The organism is Nocardioides dubius, assembly GCF_039528155.1.
Lineage (GTDB): Bacteria > Actinomycetota > Actinomycetes > Propionibacteriales > Nocardioidaceae > Nocardioides > Nocardioides dubius.
In genome coordinates, this window is sequence record NZ_BAAALG010000007.1 from 27,948 (window position 1) to 32,280 (window position 4,333).

General features: G+C 71.7%; 4 protein-coding genes. 2 read left to right on the forward strand and 2 right to left on the reverse strand.

The annotated features are described in order from the left end of the window. Window positions 1-217 precede the first annotated feature (217 nt). Window positions 218-913 carry a uracil-DNA glycosylase gene (locus ABD151_RS08945; protein ID WP_343993459.1) on the reverse strand — a complete coding sequence of 232 codons (696 nt, stop codon included), beginning with the start codon at window positions 911-913 and terminating at the stop codon, window positions 218-220. Window positions 914-1,042: 129 nt separating this feature from the next. Here ABD151_RS08945 and ABD151_RS08950 point away from each other — a divergent pair, with 129 nt between their 5' ends. After that, window positions 1,043-1,816 (forward strand): dioxygenase family protein, encoded by a 774-nt coding sequence (locus tag ABD151_RS08950; RefSeq protein WP_343993461.1) that lies wholly within the window; start codon window positions 1,043-1,045, stop codon window positions 1,814-1,816. Window positions 1,817-1,827: 11 nt separating this feature from the next. Here ABD151_RS08950 and ABD151_RS08955 read toward each other — a convergent pair whose 3' ends face one another. Continuing rightward, entirely contained in the window at window positions 1,828-2,673 is an 846-nt protein-coding gene (locus ABD151_RS08955; protein WP_343993463.1) for a class I SAM-dependent methyltransferase, read from the reverse strand. 137 nt (window positions 2,674-2,810) lie between these two features. Between ABD151_RS08955 and ABD151_RS08960 the strand changes: the two genes are divergently transcribed. Next, on the forward strand, window positions 2,811-4,148 hold the full coding sequence (locus tag ABD151_RS08960) for an aminotransferase class V-fold PLP-dependent enzyme (RefSeq protein WP_343993465.1): 1,338 nt from the start codon (window positions 2,811-2,813) through the stop codon (window positions 4,146-4,148). The last annotated feature ends 185 nt before the right edge of the window (window positions 4,149-4,333 follow it).

The following is a 4,333-nucleotide window of genomic DNA, read 5'->3' on the forward strand; positions in this document are numbered from 1 at the left end:
CCGCCCGCCATCAGCCGGGCGTTCAGGGTGACCGTCGCGTACTCGGCCCGGGCCTGGTCGGCGACCTCCAGTGCACGCTCCGCGCCGAGGATCGCGTCCGCCTCGGCGTCCAGATCCTCCAGCAGGTCGAAGATCCGCTCCTCTGAGCTCACCAGCTCAGCCTGACGAGGCTCCCGGGCCGCGTCAACCGCCGGGCCCGCCGGGCGCGAGCAGGCGCCTACTCGCTCCCGTCGAGGCGCCAGTCGACCGGTGCCCCACCCTGCTCGGCCAGCAGCGCGTTCGCCCGCGAGAAGGGCCGCGAGCCGAAGAAGCCACGCGACGCCGAGAGCGGCGAGGGGTGGGCCGACTCGATGGTCGGCACCTCACCCAGCAGTGGCTTGAGCGACTGCGCGTTGCGACCCCAGAGGATGACCACCAGAGGACCGCCGCGCGCCACCAGGGCCCGGATCGCCTGCTCGGTGATCACCTCCCAGCCCTTGCCTGCGTGCGAGTTGGCCTCGCCCGCGCGCACCGTGAGCGCACGGTTGAGCAGCATCACGCCCTGGTCGGCCCAGGCGGAGAGATCACCGTGGCCGGCGGGCGGGATCTGCAGGTCGGTCGCGAGCTCGGCATAGATGTTGGCCAGGCTCCGCGGCAACGGCCGGACGTCGGGTGCCACCGAGAAGCTGAGACCGACCGCATGACCCGGCGTCGGGTACGGGTCCTGGCCGACGATCAGCACCTTCACCTCGCTCATCGGCCGGGTGAACGCCCGCAGCACCTGGTGCCCTGGCGGCAGGTAGCCCCGTCCGTGCGCCAGCTCGTCGCGCAGGAAGGCACCCATCGCGGCGACCTGGGCCTCGACCGGCGCCAGCGCACGGGCCCAGTCCTCGGCCACGAGATCCCGCTCGACCAAGCCTGCGAGTGTGCTCATGGCATCGACCCTAGCCATCCGTGGACGCCGGTGTGGGAGTTCGCGCCGTCCGCTGCCCCCTGCGTGCGACTGCGTCACATCTCCGCCTTTTACTTGAAGAATCAACTACCTACCGCGTACGCTGGCTTCATGACTACCTCCATGCCCGCCCTCTACATCGGACACGGCGCCCCTCCGCTGCTCGACGACCCGGTCTGGTCCGCAGAGCTGGCGGCCTGGGCCGGTCGCCTCCCGCGCCCCCGCGGGATCCTGATCGTCAGCGCCCACTGGGAGTCCGCTCCGATCAGCCTCACCGCCTCGCAGGCGCCACTGGTGTACGACTTCGGCGGCTTCGCCGAGAAGTACTACCGGATGACGTACCAGACGCCCGACTCCACCGCGCTCGCCGCTCGGGTGGCCGCCGCGCTGCCGAGCACCGAGCCGGTGCACCAGCACCGCAGCCGCGGGCTCGACCACGGCGCCTGGGTGCCCCTGAAGATCATGTACCCGGCCGCCGACATCCCGGTGGTGCAGATGTCGCTGCCCACCCAGGACCCGTACCGGCTGCTCGGCATCGGTCAGCGGCTGCGCGAGCTGCGCGACGAGGGCATCCTGGTGATCGGCTCCGGGTTCCTCACCCACGGCCTGCCGTTCCTGCGCGACTGGAGCATCGACGCCACCGCCCCCGGGTGGTCGAAGGACTTCGACACCTGGGCCGGCGAGGCGCTCGCGCGAGGCGACGTCGACGAGCTTGCCCGGTTCAAAGAGCGCGCCCCCGGGATGCCCTACGCACACCCGACCGTCGAGCACTACACGCCGCTCTTCATCACCCTCGGCGCGGCACTCAAGGCCGACGAGCCGGGCGAGCAGGTGATCGACGGCTTCTGGATGGGCCTGTCCAAGCGCTCCCTCCAGGTCGCCTGAGAGGCACGCCCCTACGCGTTGCGAGCCGTGACCAGCCAGGTCGCGCCATTGAACCGCAGGCGCCCATCCATCAGATGGCGTCGCAGCTCGGTGCGCACGTCGTCGAGGAGCTCCGCCCAGCCCTCATCACCCAGGGCGGGTTGGAGCGCCTCGCGGGCGGCTCCTCCGGCAGAGGTCCCGAGGATCATCTCGAGCCGCTCCTCGACGCCGTCGGAGTCGCCCGCACCGTAGATGCAGGGGGCATCGAACGGCTCCACCCGGATGCCCTCCCAGCCCGCAGCGGCCAGCACCTGCCGAATCCGGTCCGGATCGGAGAGCCCCAGCGGGCCGGGGGCGCCGTCGACCGGAAGCGGCAGCGGGGGCGGCAGCCGATCGAGCAGCACGCTGGTGCCGAGCGTGAACATCGGATTCTCCGCCAGCCCGCGCCAGGCCACGAAGGCGAGCCGCCCGCCGGGCTCGACCGCACCGCGGAGGTTGGCGAACGCAGCAACCGGATCATCGAAGAACATCACGCCGAACCGCGACACGATTCCGGTGAACCGCCCCAGCTCCTCCACCCGCGCCGTCTGCGCGTCCGCAGCGACGAACCTCGCCGAGGGCACCGCCCTCGCCGCCGCCTCGACCATGGCCGGAGAGATGTCGACGCCGACCCCGGTGACCCCGGCCCCAGCAGCCAGGTCGAGCAGGGCTCCCGTGCCGCAGCCGACGTCCAGCAGATGGTCACCCGGAACAGTCTCGACCGCCGCAAGGACGGCGTCGGCGAACGGCGCCAGCTCGGCGTCGAAGATCTGCTTGTGCTCCACCCAGCCCTGCGCGCCGACAGCGGACCAGTAGTCACGCATCCGCTCATTCGCCATGCAACTTAGGCTACCCTAACCAACTCGTCGCCCTCGAGCTTGCGGCAGCGCGTCCAGCCAGCGAAAAGAATAGTAAGTCACTCCAGAATCACATTATTCTTGGCGAGTCAGAACCACCCTCGCGACAGGACACTCCCATGGGCAGTCCCCCTCCCCTCCTCGACCTGGTCGGCGCCGACACCCAGGTGCCTCTGCTGGACGGCCGCTGGGTCGGCTACGCCAACCTGGACGGCGCGGCCAGCACACCGGCACTGCGCAGCGTCGCCGAGAGGCTGGCCACCGTGCAGCCCTGGTACGCGTCGGTGCACCGCGGCGCCGGCTACCTCTCCCAGGTCGCCACCGCCCTGTACGAGGAGGCAAGGAGCCGGATCGGCGCCTTCGTGGATGCCCGCGACGACGACCTGACGGTGATCACCCGCAACACCACCGACGCGATCAACCTGCTGGCGGGCGTCGCCCCTGGACCGGCGCTGGTCCTCGACGTCGAGCACCACGCCAATCTGCTGCCCTGGCAACGCTCTCGGCATGGTGCGACGGTGCTGGTCGCCGACTCCACCATCGAGCAGACCCTGGACCGGATCGATGCGACGCTCGCGGCCCAGCCGCACGCGCTGCTCGCCGTGACGGGCGCATCGAACGTCACCGGCGAGGCGTTGCCGCTGGCGCGCGTGGTGGCCATCGCCCACCGCCACGGCGCACGCGTGCTCGTCGACGCCGCCCAGCTCCTCGCCCACCACCATCTCTCGCTTCGCACCAGCGACGTCGACTACGTGGCGTTCTCCGGTCACAAGCTCTATGCGCCCTACGGTGCCGGGGCGCTGGTCGGACGGCGCGACTGGCTCGACGCGGGCCGGCCGCACCTGTCCGGCGGCGGCGCGGTCCGCCGCGTCACAACCGAGAGCACCGAGTGGGCCGACGGCCCGGCACGACACGAGGCCGGCTCCCCCAACGTGCTGGGCGCCGTCGCCTTGGCTGCCGCGGCCGAGGCCCTTCAAGCCCTCGACCTGACGGCACTCACCGCCCATGAGGCCGAGCTGCGCAACACGCTGGCCGACGGGCTGGCGGCGCTACCCGGCATCCGCTTCGCGCGGATCTGGGCGGACTCCCCGGACCATGCGACGGTCTCCACCTTCACCCTGGACGGCGTCGAGCCCGGCAAGCTCGCCGCCTACCTCTCCGCCGAGCACGGCATCGGCGTCCGCGACGGGCGCTTCTGCGCCCACCCGCTGCTGGACCGGCTCGGCTTCCCGATCGGCGCGATCCGAGCCAGCTTCGGCGGCGGCACGCGGCGCGAGGAGGTGGAGCGCCTCGTCGAGGGCGTGCATCGCTTCATCGTCGACGGGCCGCGCGGCGAGTACGCGATCCGTGACCACTGCTGGACGCTGCTCGAGGACCCGCGCCCGGTGCCCGGCCTGGCCGGGATCAGCACGCTTGTCGCGACCGCCGGCGCCTGCAGCGACGAGCTCGTCTCCTAGGGCGTGTCTCCCCAACGGTTGCCGTCGCGAGCGGCGTCCGAAGTGTGGCGTGGCAAGGCGGAGGAGGGAGGCGTGGCGGAGCCACGACGACCGACGACAACGCCGTCCACGGCGTGCTTCGGGCATCGCGCAGCAGGCACTCGCCGTTGGGGAGACACCTCCTAGCCCACCCGCTGCGGGCGGCA